Origin of the sequence: Flavobacterium sp. 2 (assembly GCF_049949195.1) — a bacterium.
Classification (GTDB): domain Bacteria; phylum Bacteroidota; class Bacteroidia; order Flavobacteriales; family Flavobacteriaceae; genus Flavobacterium.
Genome location: NZ_CP188206.1, coordinates 3,147,912 through 3,166,320, shown reverse-complemented (window position 1 = coordinate 3,166,320; position 18,409 = coordinate 3,147,912). Strand labels below are relative to the sequence as shown.

Genomic DNA, 18,409 nt, shown 5'->3' with positions numbered 1-18,409 from the left:
ATTGGCATTATTGTATTACTTGCGGATATTGAATTGGATATGTAGCCAAATCAACATGACGCAATGTAGAACCATATTTTGCATTGATTGCATCGACGAAAATATTAGCAATCAAAGCATAACCTCTTGCACTTGGATGAACTCCATCTAAAGAGAAAGCCCCACCTGTAGCAAAAGAAGAAGACATAACGAAATTTCCAAATCGAATACCTCCGCTTGACAATTGTGTCAACGTTGCTTTTGTATCAACGAAAGCAAGATCTTTTGCTTTAGCAACTGACTCAATAGTTATATTATAAGCATCAGTAGCTTTTTTAACCTCTGCTATTTCAGTTGGAACCAAGACATGTTTATCTTGCAATGGATATGTTATTCCAAATTTGTCCAAAGGTGCCGGCGGTGCAATTCCTAAACCAGAATTCGCAGCAGTTGGAGCAGTACCAATATCAGCTCTTGTTGTTAAAACTACCAAATCAGTAGCTTTAGCTTGTCTTGCCTGCCCAAATACAGTACCATAAAAAGCGGCTGTTTGCGCTCCCAATGTTGGAGTAAATGCTGCAGTTAACTGTGCTGATAAGTTAGTCAAACTTTCATCTTTTATTAAAAGCGGAAGATTTGCAGCCGTTTCAGATAATAAATTAATCCTGTCTCCCGCACCAAAAGCAGTCAATGCTTGTTTTAACGGACCATATAATTGAGCGTTCAACGCCTGTATTGTTGCTTTACCTACTGTCTCGTTCCCGTTTCCAAGAATTTTCGCCGTAAGCGGATTGTAAGGAACTGTTGTAAAATAAGGCAGAGCCGTAATGTATGGCAAATTTGCTACCACTCCTTTTGCCCCTTTAGCTGTTAAACTTGTAGCTAAAGCATTATATGCATTCGCAAACACAGTTGGATCTGTAATATCATTTCCTCCATATGTTGCTGGATTTGTATTTCCTGTTTGGTCTTTTCCTACTCCTCCCGAAGTTGCATAGGCTAGAACATCATTTCCACCAATAAACAAAGAGAAAAATGTTGGATTTTGAGCAACCGCATCAGCCAAAACCGATGTTGTAGACGAACTAGAAAATCTAGCAAAATAAGGATTTGCAGCACCAGTAGCAACTCCGGCAACATTTCCGTAACCAGCAGCTAATAAGTGAAAACTTTTTGCACCCGGAACACCTAAGTTACCAAATGTACCTGTAAGATGCGTAGTAACTTCTGTTGTTGGTTTTCCAGGTACGTTTGTCGGAGTTTGAGTTTGTCCAACAAAATACAAACGTGTTCCAGCAATTACATTTCCGCCTAACAACAATCCTCCTATATTATCATTTGCTAAAGGGCTTTTAAATTCCCCTCCTCCCGCAGCAACAAATTGTTGTGCTAAAATATTAGGATACGCATTACTCTGTCCTTTTATAAATAAAGCATTATCACTATATCCTGCAGCAAAAGAATCACCCAGCGCTACGTATTTAGTTAAAACTGCCGACCCAGGAACAACCGGCACTTCAACTGGCGCATCACTTTCGTCATTATTACATGCTGCCATAAAGGTTAAAGAAACCAATAAAAGCATTTTTATATTTTTTTTCATGTCATTTAAAATTTAAAAAATTAATACCTCTTTCCTTCATTTTCCATTGAAATAATAGAAAGAAAACCTACTTCATCAAATTAACTTCTTTTAATTATGGATTAATTGTCCAAGAAGCAAACCACATCTGACCAATTGCTCCGGCACCAATTACCTGAATATAATCTTTTCCGAAAAGGTTAGTCGCTCCCACTTTAATAACTGATTTCAGTTTTGGAAGACCGTAATTAACCTGTGCATCAAGAACTGTATTTTCCGGAATCATTCCATCTCCGAAAGAAGATTGCCATAAATATTCTGTGTTCCATCTCACATTTACATTAAATCCTAAATTTTTAGCCACTTTTGCATTTCCTAAAGAAGCTTTGATTCTGTGTTTTGGCGTATTAAATCCAGCCACAAAACTAGGATCTTCAGATTGATCGAAATCAAATTGTGCATAGTTATAATTAACACCCAATTCAAAATCTTTATATACTTTTTTAGACAAACCAACTCCAAAACCAAATGATGAAATTTGTGCAGTTGTATTAGTATAAACCTGATAAACTCTTCTGTCACCAAAAGCAAGTGCAGCATAAGTCATTTGTACATTTGGATCAGCAGGATTTGTTCCTACAGTTCCATAGTAAGGAGAAATTACTCTCGCAGTATTCATGAAATCATTATAAATATTGTAATAAGCATTCAAATCGATTGATAAATCATTTTGAACTACAGAACGATATCCCGCCTCAAAAGCCTGAACTTGTTCTGGTTTTACTAAACCGATATTTGCAACTACAAGATCCGCTGGATTAGCAGATGCAGCAAATGCCTGAACAGAAGCCACAGTATAAGCATTATGATAAGCATTTTGACCAGACAAATTCACTGTAGCAGGAGCTCCAGCAGCCTGACCCGCTAAACTAACTGGCATAGTTTCTTGAAATCTATCTAAGTTTTCAGGTGCTGAACCAATTAAAGCAAATGGCCCTAAATCTAAACCAATATATTGATCTTGTGTTGTTGGATTACGGAAACCTGTTTGATAAGACACTCTGAAGTTATGTCTTTTTGATTCACCAGCTGCATATGTAAACGAAACTCTTGGAGAAATCTTTCCATCAAAATTCTGGCTTTTGTCATAACGCAAAGATCCTGTAAATTTCAATCTGTCTTCTAACCATTTTTTCTGCAATTGTGCATATGCTCCATATTCTTTATACTCAATTGGACCATCATAATCTGTAAAGATTGTTCCTTCTGAGTCCATAATATATTTTCTCCAAGAACCTCCTACTTGAATTTCTGCCCATTTAACCATGTCTCTAAAATTATAATTCACATCTGAATGGTATAATTTTGAGTGGTCGATAAATTTTGCTCCCTGAGTCAAATCAGGATTAGCGATAACTTTTGCAAGTGCACTATTGAACTGTGCTGAACCTGGCTCAAATCTAGCAGAACCTGTTGGTTTTGGAAGAAAAGAAAGTGCAGGAGGAAGAATATTGTAATCAGCAAAATTTCTTGCAATTGCTGCAGATTCATTAGCATTTGTTCCCATTACAGCACCAGAATACTGATATGCAGTTGCATAATTAGTAAACCATTCTGTATCTGATTTTGCAGCTCTGTTTACGTTCCATGCCGCAAATCTCATATCATAAGAATCCCCGGCATCTTCACTAGTAAAATAAACTCTACCAAAGAAGTTTTTACCTTTTACCTCAAATTTACCTTGTTGCATTAAGAAATCTTTCAAAGCATATCTATTTGCTCCTTGGTAAATTGTACTTCCTGTACCAATTTTATATTGCAGAATAAATTCAGTATCATCTTTCCAAGGTTTGAAGTGCGCACTGAAATCGGCTTTCATACTTTTAACTTTATTATCAGTTAAATCTTGTTCGCGATATCCAGTTCTACTTACTTGCCCAACATTTGGAATAAAAGTAGTAACCTCGTCACCATAGATATTTAATCCATCATAATTCTGATTTACTGCATGACTATCACCTCCACTCGTCATACTTCTTTTGTCAGCAGCAATCCACTCTGTAGCTTCCATATAAGTGAAATTAGCTTTTAAAGCAAAAGTCTCCGTGAAAGCTTTTGCAGCTCTAATTCCAAAATCATTGTAATCATTAGTTCCGGCTGCATCCTGAGATGTTTGACCGTATTTATAGTAAACACTAATTCCTTCATTAGTAAAGGGACTTTTACTATTCATAAACATAATACCGTTAAAAGCATTTGCACCATAAAGAGCTGAAGAAGCTCCAGGCAAAAGCTCAACACTAGCCACATCAATATCCGAAACACCAATTAAGTTACCCAAAACAAAATTTAGTGCTGGTGATGAATTATCCATTCCATCAACCAATTGCATGAAACGGGTATTTGCTACAGTTGCAAAACCACGTGTATTTATTGATTTGAACGAAATACTACTGGTATTAAAATGCACCTCTTTCAAATTCTCTAAACCATCATAAAATGTAGGTGCTGTAGTGTTTTTAATTTCCTGAATTCCCATTCTTTCAACAGTTACAGGAGATTCGATGATTCTTTCAGGAGTTCTTGAAGCAGAAACCACAATTTCATCCAATTTAGTTTCTTCATCTTTCAGCACTACATCAATTTTTTGACTTAAAGATGTAACACTAATTGTTTTAGTTTCAAAACCAACTGCTGACACCTTAAGAGTAAAAGGTGGTTTAGAAGCAGTATTCAATTTAAAAGTACCGTCAAAATCAGTTGAAGTTCCACCTGAACTTCCTACTATGTTGACATTGGCACCAGGGATAGATTGTTTGTTACTATCGGTAACAGAACCAGTAATTGAATTCTGCGCAAAGGAAACGCCGCAGAAAAACAACATAATCAGCAAATACACTCTCATTTGGGTTAGGTTTTTGGTTAGTTTATCTAGCCAAAATACAAATATTTTTGAGATTAATAAAAAAACGTTAAAAAAAATTAATATTACGCATTAAAATTGTTAGTATTTTAACTTTTTCACATTGTGTTTTATTCAATTAACAGCAACAACGAGGCTTTTCAAATCTTAAATAGTATGCATACATATAAAATTTAATTAAAAAATTGAGGATTTAATAAAAATAACGGGGTCAGAAAAAAAATTCGACAATAAAAAAAAGCGAAACCTAAATCTCGCTTTTTTAACATTTATCATTTTTTATTTTTTTATTTCGACTGTAATTCGACTTTTTCCAATCTATTTTTTAAATCATTAATTTGTTGATTCTGCTCAATCATGTACAATGTCATTTCTTCAATTTTCTGTAAAAGTTTAATATTCATTTCCGACAAATTAATACCGTCTTTTTTCATTTCTTCAGCCGAAGCAATTTCAGGAAGATGCTTATTTTCTTTAATAAATTTATTAAGATAATCCAGAGAAGGTAAATTGTAATCATTTTCAAAAACAAAATCTGCGCCTGCATCGACTGTTACTTTTACTTCACGTGAAGCTATATTTCCGGCAACCGTTAATTTTGAAGTTGATGTTGTTGTTCCAATTCCGACATTCCCATTTGAATTTAAATACAATTGATTTTGATTTTCGATTCCATTAATTTGAAAAGTATGAATATCAATGTTAGCATTCCAGCCTTTGCTAATTATTTTGCAAATACTATTGGTATTTAGGTCAAAAAGTAAGTTCGAGTTTAATTTTTCTAATTCTAATATCCCTCTTGGAGTTGTGGTTCCTATTCCCACATTTCCAATTTCATTGATTCTAACTTTCTCAGTTAAATCACCATTATTATCAGCTTTTGTCCAAAATGTTAAATAGCCTGTATATGTCCCGCCTGCTCTTGGCATTCCTATTCTCGCAATCTCGGTAGTTACTTGTTTAGCACTTATTCTACCAACATCAACAAATGAGAAATCATTCCTTTCACTTCGCAACGAAATAACTCCCGGAGTATTATCAGAATTATAAACTTCTAATTTTTCGCTTGGATTTGTTGTTCCTATGCCTATATTCCCATTTGTTATTTGCATTACACTATCGCCACCTCGATCACCAAAGCGTATTCCTCCATGCCAATGTAAATCTAAACCAGAAGACCCAGGAACTGAGTATGTACTAATTCTATAATTGGTGGCGTCACCAAATCCAACTATTGGCAAATTTTGACTATAACAAAATAGTCCATTGATAAAAAATAGTAATGAAATAATTCTGTTTTTATTTACTGTTTTCATGTTGTATGCTTTTTAATTGCTTTCTAGCTTTCTTATTAAGCTCAATTCTATTTTTTTATTTATTTTCTAATTTTTGAATCATTTCACTCTTTTCAATCATATATAGCATCAATTCTCCCGCTTCTGTACGAATCCTTATCTATGATATGTTTATAAACTCTTAAAAACATTTTTTCTACTTTCCCCGCTCCCACACGAATCCTTTCGTGTGGGACACAGTTAAACATCAAATATCTTAAGAACTACTACATCATCAACCAATCCATTTTACTCAGAATAATCAATTGCACTGCTATGTACATAATCTTCCGTCTTATAAACCAGCTCTCGCTGCGCGAAGTCTCCTGACTTTGTGCTTTTATTTTTTTGGTTCTCATAAAACTAAAACCTCTAAAAGTCTCCCAACTTTTTTTAAATTGTCTTTACAATAATTTATTGTTTTCAAGCTGCATCATATATACTAAACTTAATCACTTTGAGGGTGCGAAATCAGAGACATTCGCACAACGTTAGTGATAAACACTTTGGAGAGCAAGAGTTTTTAAAGTTATTTATAACTTGTTTCCACTTTGTTTAAGCGGGTTTCCAAATCAATAATTTTCTTGTTTTGTTGAATCATGTACAATGTCATTTCTTCAATTTTCTGCAAAAGCTTTGCATTCATTTGCCCAAGATTAATTCCATTTTTCAAAACTTCTACCTCACTGGGAATATTTTCTAAATGCCCCTTTTCTGCAATATGCTTTTCGACTTCTTCCAAAGTGGGTAAATTGTATTCCTTTTTAAAAACAAAATCAGACCAATTTTCCATATCTACTTTTACTTCTTGTGAATGGATAGTTCCATTTACGTCAAGTCTATTCTTTGGATTTATAACACCAATTCCAACATTTCCTCCATATGGCTGAAAAACTATATTATTGAGTGCACTAAAAGTCTTAGAATATCCCTGAATAATACCAACATTATCAGCAGATGTTCCTAGAGCAACTCCATTAGTTAAATTATTACCACTAAAATGTGCCGAAAAAGTATCTACTAAGCTTTCCACCCGCAAATTTTTGAGATTAGTTGTGACAGAATCACTAGACGATGGTAAAGTTGAACAGACAATCCACCAATCTGTACCAGTATTTTTATAAATATCAAACTCTGACTGGCTAACAACTACTGAACTGGATCTCGAAAAATTGTTATCTGCAAAAGTCTGATCAAAATAATTGCCCTTAATAGCTGCTTGAGCATGCCAAGCTGAATTAATTTGATTATTAGCATTATATTCTAAGTTATTTATGCCGTCTCATTTTATAATAAAAATAGAAAAACTTTTACCCGGATTTTTAGCTGCTACAATTGCATAACCTGTTGCTCTTGCGTTTTGCATTTGTACCTCACTCAAAGCTTGGGCATTTATGCCTATCATACAAAACATACTGATGACAAACGCATATAATATTTTAGTCATAATTTCAATTATTTTGAAAAGTTTATAATTTTATTTTCTAATTCTATTTGTTTATTTTTCATTTCAGCATTTCCTTTTTTGATTCAAATCATATACAAAGTCATTTCTCCTCAGATACGCGAAGTCTCCTGACTTTGCGTTTATATTTTTTTTATCCTCATAAAACTTAAACTTCTAAAAGTCTCCCGACTTTTTTACAATTGTCTTTAGAATAATTATTGTTTTCAAACTACATCTTATATACTAAACTTAATCACTTTGAGTGTGCGAAGTCAAAGACATTCACACAGCGTTGGCAATGAACACTTTGTAGAGCAAAAGAATAGGAGAAACAAACTACTTTTTTTCTTTACTAAAAAAGCCAACTAGTTCAATTACTAACAGCCCTATCAATGTAAAACCAATTTGCCTGTTTGTCATTTTTAACAACTTAAAGCACACAAAAAAAGATGCGAAAGGATAAATAAAAATCAAAACATCTAAAAAGAACAACTTTTTTTTAGAATTATATTCTTGTATTATCTCTTTATATTTATCACTTTTCAAAAAATAGTAAAGATTAAAAAACAAAATGATTGTTATGATAAGATATATTCCATTGACACCAATATTTTCAATAGAAATATCTAAAATTAATAGAATTGAACCTAGGTTTAAAAACATAAGCGCCGATAAAAATATGATAGTTGCTATCTCAGGATATAAATCATTTACTTTCGAAGTCGACTTATACATTTTATAAAAAACATAATTAAAAATATTCATTTTATCTGAATTTTAAAGGGCATATTTCACATTCTCGATACATTCCTGAATCTGATTTAATAGTTGCGGTATGATTTACAGGATGACCATTTTTTTGAATAAAAGCTTTGTTTCTACCTTCTATCATTCCCTGTTTATATGTATCCGTCGTTGAAATAACTTTACCTATTCCTATAGTTAATCCAACTGCCGGCCATTTCCTACCTAATCCTATTAAAAATCCATCAAAAGCCAAAGAATTAGCTGCATCAGTTCTTTCTTGCGGAGAAGTAGCAGTGGCAATTTTAGAGAATCCAGAACCAATATCATATAAATCTAATATGTTACTCCCATATGTTCCAAATTTTGAAATATTTTTTAAATCAAAGAAAGTATTAGTAGTTTCTTTAAAATAATATCTCCCCTCAAACTTACTTTCGCTAAGAATTCCCATACTTAACCCAAGAGATTCTTTCGAAAAACTTCCTCCATTGTCTTGTCCTAAACTTTCACTAACTACTTTTCTTTCCGAAAAATAATCTTTACTATTATTTACAAACGAATGCAAATCATCTCCTGGCCCAACCGCGCTAGCTCCTAAAGCTGGCTTATTATTGTAATTCTCCAAATAATTATTGGTAAAATTAGTCGCTACTGTTGAACTTCCTAATGAAGCGGCTGTTGCTGCTATATTAGTAAAAGATGTCGATTTCCATTTTGCAGGATTTAATTCTCCGCCACTAGCATATGCACCCTTTACATATGCTGTAAACAAATAACCAAAAAACACATTCCACAATTCGCCACTTGGGTCTGTATATCGCAACGGGTTGTTCATTACATAACCGTAACGGTTATAATTTTGCGTATTAAAAGGATCTTGAATGTTATTATCAGGTTGTAAAAAACGATGTAGTTTTGGGTCGTATATACGTCCGTTCATGTTTATAAGCCCTACACTTTGCAAATGTTCATGTCCCGTGTACCCTCGATCTAAAACCGTTAATCCTGTTAATATATTTCCAGCACCGTCCTGCACTTTGGCAATATTACCCCAGGCATCAAAAACTCTTTTCTCTACAACTGTTCCAGCCTGATCTGCTATACCAACAATAGAACCTTGATAATCTCTTTGTAAATATAAATATTTTTGATTCCCACTTCCATCGCTTTTAAAAACCAAAGGAGCACTGTATCCATCTCCGCCAATATAAGTCACAAAATCATAAACTCCTCCTGTACTTTCCTTAATTTCCATTGTACCATCTCCAGAGTAATATTTGCGATAAGGTCGCTTCAGTTTATCATCTTGCAAATCCCCATAAAACATTGCGGTACGTCTATTATTGTCGTTATAATCAAAACTTATTTTATCAATGTTCTTTTCATCAATCAACACAGGACTTTTGAATACATTGTAATTTATAATTTGTGATGGTTTTGCTGTATAATAAGTCAACGCATCTGGAGTTGTTGTTATCGAAGCATTTTGATAGGGATTATCTCTAACATATTCATAGCTACCTAAACTGTTTTGAGTAATTCTCCCTTTGCCATCGTATTTCTGTATTTCTAAAATTCCTTTTGTATTGGTATATTCTTCCAATCTATCTAAATTATCATATTTAAAGCTTTCGTTCCATGCCAATAAAGTATTGGTTCGACTGTCTAAATTTCCTGTTTTAGTATTAAAACTTGTATTTAATGACAAGATATTTGTTGACGATGCTGTTTTGTCAAATTTGCTTTGCTGGTTATAACCATCTCCATCGTAGACATTGGTTATGGTTAACGGACCGTTTTGAGCTGTTAAAAGCTGTCCTCTTGCATTTATAGTATTGATCTGCCATAATACCGTATTTGCTTCGTCTGTTATTTGATATTGGTTTCCGTTTTTATAACTGTATTTAACTGTTTTTGTGCTCGATTTCCCTAACTTTAATTCTTTTGCTGTAAAACCTTCAGTGGCTAAACGCCCAAAAGCATCATATGAAAAATCTTTTGTAAAGACTGCAAAAGGTGTTGTTTCTGTTTTGTTGCTAATTCGTTTTTTATCATCATAAGTATAACTTGTTGTAATTGTGTTAGTGCCATTTGTCAGATCTTTAAATATACTACTTAACAATAACTTATTTACATCATAATTATAGGTAGTCTGCGAATCTGTTTTAAGTCCTTTAATTGTTTTTCCTTCTAATCTTCCTGCTGTAGTCAATTTATAAGTTGTTGTTCCATTTACATTTTCCTCACTTGTCAATTCACCAAAATCATTGTACTTATATTTAATAATTCCTGCGGAAGGATCTTGAAGTTCTATTTTTCTTCCCCAGCCATCCTGCAGCATTTTTGTTTTGATGCCGCCGTAATCAGATTCTTTTAAATTTCCATTAGCATAATAGGTATATTTAATTTCATTTGAAGCCCTATCAAACATTGAAACCACATTGCCTAATGCATCTTTTTTGTAGGTTTTAGTTATTGTTCCGTCGTCAACCTTTGTAATAAGAGGCGAGTAATCTGTTTTTATTGTTTTTCCGGTGTACACATTTTGATTGGTTACTCTTCCGTAATCATCATATTTCGTTTCATTCCATTGCGATGCCGTTGTACCAATATACGGTTCGCTTACTTTATAATTTCGATCTTGTATATCATACAAATACGAAACATAAGTAAAAGTTCCCATACTATTTTTTGCTCCTGACTTTGTTTTTCGTCCTAAATCATCATAAGTTTCTTCTGCTACGTTTCCGTCTGCATAGGTTTTGGTAATCGTAGTATTCCCGCTATTATTTACATACCTAAAATCATTTGCATTTCCAAGATAGTCTGTTTCTTTGGTTTTCTTAAACCATGAATCATATTGATATAACGTTGTTTGTCCCAAAGAATTTGTTACTGATTTTAATGTACAATTAGGATTATAAACGTAAGATGTAACTAATTTTTCGGCATCAGTATCTTTAATCAAAAATCGTCCGGTGCTATCGTATTCATAATTAAATTCTCTTGAATCTTGTCCTGCCTTTAAAGTTCGTTTTAAAATATTTCCAAAACTATCGTATGAACGGCTTTCTGTTATGTAATTTGTCCCTGCATCGCCTTTCTTCTGAATCTCAGAAAGTAATTGATTTGAATTATATTCATACTTTTCTTCAGTCGTCATTTTCTCATTACCTAATGTTACATTCTGTGTTTTAGTCAATGGCCTACCAATAATGCAGGTTGGTGTAGTTTCGTTTTGATATGTAATATCTGTAATACTTTTTTGTCTAAGTGTACTTGCTTCGTTTACTTCGGTCGATATTTTTGTAGGATTGTTATAATCGTCATATTCCGTTTTTGTTTCATTACTAATGTTTTCTAATCCGTCAAATTGCTTCATAGAAATGTTCTTAATTTTAAAGACTTTATTTGATAACAGTTTATCTTCATAAGTCAGTAATGATTTTGTAATGAATGAAACAGGTTCATTTATTGATTTACCAGCATCAGCATCAGCATCAATTTTTGCTGAAAAAGTACTCTCCGGTTTTATCCATGTATTAGGTTTAAAAACAATACTTTGTGACGCAACTAGATTTTCTGTACCTGTTACAGTATAGTTATCTTCTTTTGTAATTGTCCTCGGAATTTGATTTGATGAATCAAACAAAGGTTCATGTAAACCAAGTACTGTATAATTTTCGATATTTGCTCCTCTTAATGAAATATCATTTCTTGATATATATGATATTAAAGGCGATAAATCATTATGCCAATTTGTCTTTACTGTACTTCCAAAACCCAAAAAACCTAAACCTTCAACATTTGTAACAGCTCCATAATAACGAAATAATTGTTTTTTATACTCAGAAGCATTTTGTTTTTCGACTTGAGATACAACCTTAAATTCAGGACTATTACTAATAGTCAAATCTGGATAAAGTTTAATATTTCCAGCCCAATATACTCCATTGCCACTTTTCAACGGACTATAAGTTACAGTTTCCGTTACTCCATTACCATTTGTAAAAGTTTTAACTAAATGCTGATCCGTAGAATAATTGTTACTTGAAAAAAAAGAAATACGAAAATCTCCAACTATAGCCAAATCTGTTTTGGAAGGATCAACTTTACTTTTTCTTGTCAAAAGAGGAACCAGTATCGATTCAAACTTATTATCATCCTGTGGAAAAGAATTATCATTCCAATTTGCTTTTAGAATTCTATTATAATGATAGTTAAACCACTTAATAGATTGTTCTGGTGTATTTCTACAATAAAAATCTATATCAATTACTGAAGAAGAACTTGCTCCTTGATTTTTTGAAGGTCTTATTCTTAATATATCTGACCTTCCATCATTATTATAATCAAATGCTACTATTTGCTCAGACACATAAGGATAAGTTGGAGGAGTAAAAGCAGGCAAAAATTCTTCAATGAAATAAGATCCTCCACTTGAAATCAAAATTTTACCCAATGCCACAAGGAAAATATCACTTTTTCCGTCACCGTTAAAATCTCCTATCACAACAGGAAACTCTACCGGACTATAATGACTGGTATCTCCAATATCTCCAGGGATGCTTTGTGACCATCTTACAATTTTTTCGAAAACATTATTGATTAAAGTATAAGCCGTAATATCATTATATGGACTACCTCGAAAAACTATTATATCCGTTTTACCATCTCCATTAATATCACCTTCTCTGATAATATCAGTTCCTGTAATTGGACCTGGTTTATTTATGTTTTGAAAATTCCCTCTTTCAATCAATCCTGAATTACTAACAAAATTAACTGGCAAACGTCTATCTAAATTAATAAATTTAGTCTGAGAATAGCCATTAATTGGTTCTCCAATACTTATTAGATCCGTTAAATAATCACCGTCAAAATCTCCTGACAAAGATGGATAGGCTTGAGTATCATTTGGAATGGTTTTCTGATAATCTAAATCTATAGTTTTTGTATTATCATTATATTTAAAGATATTATAAAATATAGTCAAATTATCAGAATTGGTAAAACAAATATTTTGTTTACTTGAAATCTTAAAATTATTGTCTAAAGAATTTATAGTAAATTTTTTATTCGTTTCCTTAAATAAAGGATTAGATTGCGTCGCTAATTCCTTGACCGAATAATTATCTAAAATCTTATAAAGAGATACGCTTTGCTTTCCAAAATTAACTGGGGCTAAAAACTCAATATCACCATCACCATCAAAATCCCCATTTATTATTTCAACACTTGAATTAGAGATATCAAAAGAATTACTAGTACCACTCCAATCCATTTGTGGATTAAAAATAGATTGGTTTTCCATATAAGAAAAAACAGTTGGATTTAAACTCTTAGTATTATCTCCTGTTTTTTCAGTAATTGTTTTTAATCGATCATAGTGCAACGAAGAAAGATCATGAGTTAGTGCATAGTTTCGAAAACCAGTTCCTCCTGTTGTTATTTTAATATCTGACAAGACAGCGCGATCCTTTATTTGTTGCCCTGCAATTAACTGCACGCTAGGAGCATATCTATTCTTATAAATAAAATTAATCTCGTTTATAGGTGTATTGTTTTTTATTGCACCATATTTTATACTTTTTATATTTAATACCTCTGAAATTTCTGGAGTATAATAATAACTTACACGATTTCCTTGTGGATTTTCCCAATATGTTATGGCATAATGAACCTGAGAACGAGAATTTGACTCATTGCCTAATACATATCCATAATAAGCCTTAGAACCATCTGGGTATTCAACAACAAAATAATCCGGCCCAATATCGGTACTGGATGAAACTGCACCATAAGATGTTACTTTAATATTAGAATAATTTTCAGTTTCATATACTGTTCCATTTTTTCCATAGCCATTATTGTTTCCTTCTTTCATGATTAAACGTTGACCGTCAAGGGCATAATTATCTGAAAGATTATAATTTATAGTTCCTACATTTCCATTATGAAATTTTGTTGAAGGAATACGTGTAATTGTTGAGATCCCAGTAATATTCCATCCATAACCCGCAGAACAGTTTCCTGCTTGACTATTGTAGGACAAACTAATCTGAGGAGCAACACCATTAATTCCTGGAGGAACTGCAATAGGAATCGTATAAGTAGCTGCTCCAGTAAGCGAAACAGATAATTGCCCTCCAGTTACCCCAACTTCTGTAGACTGCCCAAAACCTAACAAACCAAGACATAAAAGCAATAACATAATATAAAACTTCTTCATAACCTTTTATTGCTTAATGATTTTAATAGATTTTTCTCCGCCGTCTTTATAAGAAAGCAAAACCAGATAAACACCAGCAGGATATTGCTGAAAGGGTATATTCAAATTATTACTGCTACTATTTGACTGAAATGTTCTCAACATTTGACCAGTAACAGAATAAACAGAAATTGAAGTCACATAATTATCTCCTGCCAATTGCCATTGCAGGTACAGTTCTTCTTTTACTGGATTTGGGTAATAGGAGATAACATCTTCTGGAAAGAATTTTTCCAGTTCGTTTTCTGTAATGGCAACGGCCTCAACTTCTTTATTCTCTTTTGCAGGCTTTGATATGCAGTTTATACACAATATCCTGCTAAGTTGATTTCCTGCTTGATCATAACTAAAATTAAGCTTGGTCTGCGCTGTTGAAATAAAACTGTAATGAATAAAAATAAGGAGTAGAAATTTTCGCACAAATCATAAAATTTAATACATTTCCTACAAATATATAATTATATATTAAATCTTACAAAATTTATGTTAATAAAAATTTAAACGGACAAAAAAAAAGCGAGACCTAAATCTCGCATTTTTAACATTTATATATTTTAAATAATTACTCTACAGTAACTGATTTTGCCAAATTTCTAGGCTGATCTACGTTACAACCTCTCATAACCGCAATATAGTATGAAAGTAATTGTAATGGTATTGTAGTAATAAGTGGTGATAATGCATCTGAAGTCTCAGGAATTTCGATTACATAATCTGCCAATTCACGAACCTGTGTATCACCTTTAGTAACAACAGCAATAATTTTACCACTTCTAGATTTAATCTCCTGAATGTTACTTACAATTTTATCATAATGACCTTGTTTCGGTGCAATTACAATAACCGGCATGTGCTCATCAATTAAAGCAATTGGTCCGTGTTTCATTTCAGCAGCAGGATATCCTTCAGCGTGAATATATGAAATCTCTTTAAGTTTTAAAGCACCTTCAAGAGCAACCGGGAAGTTATATCCACGACCTAAGTAAAGACAGTTTGGTGCATCTTTAAAAGCTGCAGCAATTTCTTTTGCTCTATCATTTGTTTCCAATGCTTCAGCAACTTTTTCAGGAATTATTTCTAATTCTTGCAAATAAGTATGGAAATCAGTATTTGACAAAGTTCCTTTCGCTTTTCCTAGTCTTAAAGCAATCATAGTTAAAACCGTGATCTGTGTAGTAAATGCTTTAGTAGAAGCTACTCCAATTTCAGGTCCTGCGTGTGTATAAGCACCTGCATGACTTTCTCTTGAAATAGATGAACCCACAACATTACAAACTCCAAAGACAAAAGCACCATTCTCTTTTGCCAATTTAATAGCCGCCATCGTATCTGCCGTTTCTCCCGATTGAGAAATAGCAATTACAACATCATCTTTGTTTATAATTGGGTTTCTGTATCTAAATTCAGAAGCATATTCAACTTCAACTGGAATACGTGTAAATTCTTCAAAAATATATTCAGCTACTAAACCTGCGTGCCAAGAAGTACCGCAAGCCACAATAAGAATACGTTTTGCGTTTAAGAATTTTTCAAGATTATCTTCAACACCAGCCATTTGAACAATTCCTTCATTTGCATGAAGTCTTCCTCTGTATGTATCTTTAATTACACTTGGCTGTTCGTAGATTTCTTTTAACATGAAATGGTCGTAACCTCCTTTCTCAATCTGCTCCAAATTCATTTGAAGTTCTTGAATATAAGGATCTACTAACGAGTCATCTTTAATTTTTCTAACTTTAAGAGGCTTGTGCAATCTGATGTTTGCCATTTCACCATCTTCAAGATAAATTGCATTTGAAGTATACTCAATAAAAGGAGAAGCATCTGAAGCAACAAAATATTCACCGTCACCCACACCAATTGCCAAAGGGCTACCTAGTCTTGCAGCAACAATTTCATCAGGATTTTTTTTATCAAAAACTGCAATTGCATAAGCTCCTACAACTTGATTTAAAGCAATCTGAACTGCTTTTCCTAACTTAATATTTTCATTTTTCTGAACTTCTTCAATCAAGTTTACTAAAACTTCTGTATCTGTATCCGATTTAAAAGTATAACCTCTCTTGATTAATTCTTCTTTAAGCGGTGCATAGTTCTCAATAATTCCATTGTGAATTATCACCAATTCACCAGAATTAGAAAGATGCGGATGCGAATTCACATCATTTGGCACTCCGTGTGTTGCCCAGCGCGTATGCCCTATACCAATCGTTCCGTTTGTTGTTAAGTTATCTTGCGCTTTAGCTTCAAGATCCGAAACCTTACCTTTTGTTTTACAAAGTTTTACTCCGGTTTCGTTGTCAAACAACATTACACCGGCACTATCGTAACCTCTGTATTCGAGTCGTTTTAATCCCTTGATAACAATAGGATACGCCTCTCTATGGCCAATATATCCAACAATTCCACACATATATATTTATTAATTTGGTTTCGTGTAGTAAATTTCAAGTTTCAGTCTCTTATCATCTGGAACAGAAGATTTTCCTCCATACAGAATAGTTCCTAATGGCCCCATAACTGATCCTCTCGGCGCTGCTGTAAAATATACATCAGGATTTGTCCCAATCTTAACCTTATTCTTCAGTCTATTTGAAGTAATCACGCCAATATCTTCAGTAACAACTAAACCTAATTTTACATTGACAGTTGTTGTATCTTTAATAAGATTTCGAATATGATTGGTGATTCTTACCTTATAATAATTTCCTCTTTTAGTCGCTTCATCAATATTGATAATACCGCCAAAAATATATTTTGTAGCTTTAGGATCACCTGTAAGCGCACCCGAAGTACCATCAGAATAATCAATCAAAGGTATATTATTAGTCAAATCATACAAATAAACTCTTTTAGGTTCATCTGCCTGCACATTTCCAGCACCTTTCACACTCATTTTTTCAGTATCAATATTGAAAACTAAATTTGCCTCATTTACCAATCCTTTTTTAGTTCTGTAAGCAAGCCTCAATTCATCCAATACATCAGAAACTCCGTTTGGCTTATTCACCAATTCTCCATCCTTATTATAACTAATTACATCTTTTTTATCAAAAAGTTCTATTATTGCAGCAGATCCCTGTCCTCCTTTAATATAAAGGCGATCATCGCCTTCTGTTCGATTTATATTTGCATCAGCTATTGCATTCGCATAATTGGCATTTTTCGCATCTTGCTGAAGACTAGCTGTAGCACCAGTCAAGTTAATCGTGATACTCTTATCCTCCGTTGTCGTGTCAGGATCTGTAGTAATTGCCGTTTTTGCCTTATATTTAATGACAATTTTACCTGCTGTTGCAAAATTAATCAAAGCTAAGTTTGCTGGATTTGCTCCCGATCTTGCTACTTTGAAATATAATCCTCTAAAATAATCCTGGAATACATTTGCTGATGATAATTTTTCTGCAGGAGCATTTAAAATTTTATCCATAAAGAAAGCTTTATCCAACATCAAGCGCATTTCCGGCGCTACTTTAGTCAAAACCACTTTTCCGTTAGCATCTATAGTCCTGTCTGTTATTTCAGCTTTATTAAAAAAGAATTCTGTATTTTGACTTTTACTGCTTGAGTTATTAAGCTTTGCACCAATATTCGCATCAAAATCTGCATTATCATTATTAGCGCTTGTGTAATATAATTGAGGCAATTGAGTACCATTATCAAAAAAACTATTGCGCATTGCAACTTTGGACTCATAAACACTTAAATCGATTTTTCCGTCAGCAGGCCCAAAAACAGAATCTAATTCAAAAGTACGCTTACCATCAGCATCAGTAGATACTACATGACTAAAATATGGAACACTCAAATATACACTATCAATAACAGCACCTTCACCAATTGTTGGCGCATATTCTGACAAAGCAACCTGAGTAACATAACTTCCTGTTGTTGTACCTAAAACAGGATTATCATAAATACCCAAAGCATTAATTGCCAATCCGTTTGACTCAATAGGCGTTACCTCTTGATTATAGGCTAAAACATCATATTTTTCAGGTGTCAAATCAAAATGATTGTCTCCAATTAAATCATCACCAATTGCATTAAAATCTCTATCGCATGAATATAAAAAAACTACCGTTGCAGCTACTAGAATTTTCTTAATAAAAGAAGTATTGTACAT

At 33.1% G+C, this 18,409-nt stretch carries 10 protein-coding genes; all 10 read right to left on the bottom strand.

Annotated features, from left to right (window positions below; translation table 11 throughout):
- Positions 1-7 precede the first annotated feature (7 nt).
- The 10 genes from ACNFIH_RS13595 to ACNFIH_RS13550 all read right to left on the bottom strand — a co-directional run bounded on the left by ACNFIH_RS13595 (position 8) and on the right by ACNFIH_RS13550 (position 18,409).
- On the bottom strand, positions 8-1,582 hold the full coding sequence (locus ACNFIH_RS13595; RefSeq protein WP_426483556.1) for a G-D-S-L family lipolytic protein: 1,575 nt from the start codon (positions 1,580-1,582) through the stop codon (positions 8-10).
- Between the two features lie 94 nt (positions 1,583-1,676).
- The gene (locus tag ACNFIH_RS13590; RefSeq protein WP_426483555.1) at positions 1,677-4,466 is read right to left on the bottom strand and encodes a carboxypeptidase-like regulatory domain-containing protein; all 2,790 of its coding nucleotides are present in this window, start codon (positions 4,464-4,466) and stop codon (positions 1,677-1,679) included.
- Between the two features lie 305 nt (positions 4,467-4,771).
- Positions 4,772-5,800: a hypothetical protein gene (locus ACNFIH_RS13585; protein WP_426483554.1), complete on the bottom strand. Its 1,029-nt coding sequence runs from the start codon at positions 5,798-5,800 to the stop codon at positions 4,772-4,774.
- 547 nt (positions 5,801-6,347) lie between these two features.
- On the bottom strand, positions 6,348-6,851 hold the full coding sequence (locus ACNFIH_RS13580) for a hypothetical protein (protein WP_426483553.1): 504 nt from the start codon (positions 6,849-6,851) through the stop codon (positions 6,348-6,350).
- Between the two features lie 249 nt (positions 6,852-7,100).
- Positions 7,101-7,265 (bottom strand): hypothetical protein, encoded by a 165-nt coding sequence (locus ACNFIH_RS13575; protein WP_426483552.1) that lies wholly within the window; start codon positions 7,263-7,265, stop codon positions 7,101-7,103.
- A 336-nt stretch (positions 7,266-7,601) separates the two neighbouring features.
- Positions 7,602-8,030, bottom strand: a complete 429-nt coding sequence (locus ACNFIH_RS13570; protein WP_426483551.1) for a hypothetical protein — start codon at positions 8,028-8,030, stop codon at positions 7,602-7,604.
- Position 8,031: 1 nt separating this feature from the next.
- Positions 8,032-14,244, bottom strand: a complete 6,213-nt coding sequence (locus ACNFIH_RS13565) for an RHS repeat-associated core domain-containing protein (RefSeq protein WP_426483550.1) — start codon at positions 14,242-14,244, stop codon at positions 8,032-8,034.
- A 6-nt stretch (positions 14,245-14,250) separates the two neighbouring features.
- The gene (locus ACNFIH_RS13560; protein ID WP_426483549.1) at positions 14,251-14,703 is read right to left on the bottom strand and encodes a T9SS type A sorting domain-containing protein; all 453 of its coding nucleotides are present in this window, start codon (positions 14,701-14,703) and stop codon (positions 14,251-14,253) included.
- A 142-nt stretch (positions 14,704-14,845) separates the two neighbouring features.
- The gene (gene glmS, locus ACNFIH_RS13555) at positions 14,846-16,696 is read right to left on the bottom strand and encodes a glutamine--fructose-6-phosphate transaminase (isomerizing) (protein ID WP_426483548.1); all 1,851 of its coding nucleotides are present in this window, start codon (positions 16,694-16,696) and stop codon (positions 14,846-14,848) included.
- A 9-nt stretch (positions 16,697-16,705) separates the two neighbouring features.
- The gene (locus ACNFIH_RS13550; RefSeq protein WP_426483547.1) at positions 16,706-18,409 is read right to left on the bottom strand and encodes a DUF4270 domain-containing protein; all 1,704 of its coding nucleotides are present in this window, start codon (positions 18,407-18,409) and stop codon (positions 16,706-16,708) included.

Bases quoted from the DNA above. Each gene is read 5' to 3' on its own strand.
- ACNFIH_RS13595 (WP_426483556.1), bottom strand. From the start codon at position 1,582: ATGAAAAAAAATATAAAAATGCTTTTATTGGTTTCTTTAACCTTTATG.
- ACNFIH_RS13590 (WP_426483555.1), bottom strand. From the start codon at position 4,466: ATGAGAGTGTATTTGCTGATTATGTTGTTTTTCTGCGGCGTTTCCTTT.
- ACNFIH_RS13585 (WP_426483554.1), bottom strand. From the start codon at position 5,800: ATGAAAACAGTAAATAAAAACAGAATTATTTCATTACTATTTTTTATC.
- ACNFIH_RS13575 (WP_426483552.1), bottom strand. From the start codon at position 7,265: ATGACTAAAATATTATATGCGTTTGTCATCAGTATGTTTTGTATGATA.
- ACNFIH_RS13570 (WP_426483551.1), bottom strand. From the start codon at position 8,030: ATGAATATTTTTAATTATGTTTTTTATAAAATGTATAAGTCGACTTCG.
- ACNFIH_RS13565 (WP_426483550.1), bottom strand. From the start codon at position 14,244: ATGAAGAAGTTTTATATTATGTTATTGCTTTTATGTCTTGGTTTGTTA.
- glmS (WP_426483548.1), bottom strand. From the start codon at position 16,696: ATGTGTGGAATTGTTGGATATATTGGCCATAGAGAGGCGTATCCTATT.
- ACNFIH_RS13550 (WP_426483547.1), bottom strand. From the start codon at position 18,409: ATGTACAATACTTCTTTTATTAAGAAAATTCTAGTAGCTGCAACGGTA.